Raw genomic sequence first — 1,811 nt, 5'->3', positions numbered from 1 at the left:
AACATAAAGAATCATCTACAAAATGTTCTATCTAAATGGCATTGAAAGCGGGCTTCGCAACTCTGAGTGTTTTCTCCCTCGCAGATTTCCTCCGCTTTGAAAAGCGGATAAATTTACACTAATACCCCCAAAAATAACCTCAACATTAAAAAAATAGATTTACATATAAAAGGAGGAGCCTCAACATGAAAACAACTATATTAAAAAACGAATTCTGGTACGGTGGTGCAGTCTATGAAGGCTACCGCCAGCCCGTAGGTGCAGACGACATTGTGGACTGGGATTTCCGCGAAAACCCAACCCACAATCAGATCATGCCTTTATTCCTTTCCTCGAAAGGCCGCTACATCTGGAGCGATGCAGGTTTTCACATTTCTTTCAGAAATGGTGAGATCCTGGCGGAAGGTCCGGAACCTATCATTCTGAAAGATGGCTTCAATGATCTGCGAGGTGCATACCTGGCAGCCATGAAAGCGCATTTTCCATTTCATGAGATCAAACTTTCAGACAGGTTTTTCAAAGTACCGGTATACAATTCCTGGATCGAACTTACCTATTATCAGACCCAGAAGAATATCCTGAAATATGCAAAAGGTATTCTGGAAAATGGTTTTCCATCCGGTGTTCTGATGATCGATGATGGCTGGTCTCCTTATTATGGAAGGTGGCAGTTCAGGGGGGATAATTTCAAGGATGCGAAGGCGATGCTCAAAGAATTGCATGAGATGGGATTTTCTGTGATGCTGTGGATCTGTCCGTTTATTACTCCGGATACGTTGGAGTTCCGGGAGGCTAGGGATAAGCATTTTCTGATTGAAACTCCGGAGGGAAAACCTCGTATCCTGGAGTGGTGGAATGGGTATTCTGCAGCTTTGGATCTGACGAATCCGGATGCGATGAAGTGGCTGAAGGATCAGCTGGATGTTCTGACGGATATGGGTGTGGATGGCTTTAAACTGGACGCGGGTGATCCTTGTTATTATCATGCGGGTGATAAGCTGTTCCGTGATGTTTCTACGGATGAGTTGTCCAGGCTTTGGGCTGAGTTTGGAGAGCAGTTTGCGTTTAATGAGCTGAGAGTGTGTTTCCGGGCCGGGGGTTATTCTCTGATGCAGAGACTTTGTGATAAGCAGACGAAGTGGGATGAGAGTGGTATTGCGGGATTGATCCCGGATACGTTGCTCCAGGGGCTTACTGGGCATCCTTTTGGCAGTCCGGATATGATTGGCGGGGGTGAGTATACCTGCTTTTTGAATGGGAATGAGAATGCGTGTACGCCGGAGATGTTTGTGCGGTATGCACAGATCGCGGCTTTGATGCCGGTGATGCAGTTTTCGGCTTCTCCGTGGAGGGTGCTGCCTGAGGCGGATTTTCAGAAGGTTAAGGCTGCGCTGGCGCTCAGAGAGAAATGTCTGCCGGAGATTTTCAAGGCTGTAGAGTGTGCGAAAGTTACTGGTGAGCCGATTGCCCGTTCTATGGAGTTTGTTTTCCCTGGACAGGGTATGGAGAGGGTGATGGATCAGTTTATGGTTGGTGATGCGCTTTTGGTGGCGCCTGTTTGGAAGCAGGGGGAGGTTGTCAGAAGTGTGACTTTGCCTGAGGGGCAGTGGAGGTGTGTTAGCCTTGGAGAGACTGAGGGTGATGTACTGAATGGTGGCCGGAATGTGGTTCTTGGTGAGAATGATGGGCTGGTTGTTTTGAGGAGAGTGTAGGACAACGCACAACAATTGCGTGCCCGGAAAGGGGGAGCGCGAGGGGGAAAAACGGGCCAATGCCATTTAGTTAGAACATAGTATTCCAAAAGATTGCAA

1 protein-coding gene is annotated in these 1,811 nt (G+C 47.8%); it reads left to right on the top strand.

The features are described from left to right. The first annotated feature begins 185 nt into the window (after window positions 1-185). Window positions 186-1,712, top strand: coding sequence for a glycoside hydrolase family 31 protein (locus DW694_RS16645; RefSeq protein WP_015526056.1), 1,527 nt, complete (start codon window positions 186-188; stop codon window positions 1,710-1,712). Window positions 1,713-1,811 lie beyond the last annotated feature (99 nt).

The organism is Ruminococcus sp. AM26-12LB (assembly GCF_003480785.1).
In the GTDB taxonomy this organism is placed as follows: Bacteria; Bacillota; Clostridia; order Lachnospirales; family Lachnospiraceae; genus Blautia_A; species Blautia_A fusiformis.
This window is presented reverse-complemented; position numbering and strand designations above follow the sequence as displayed.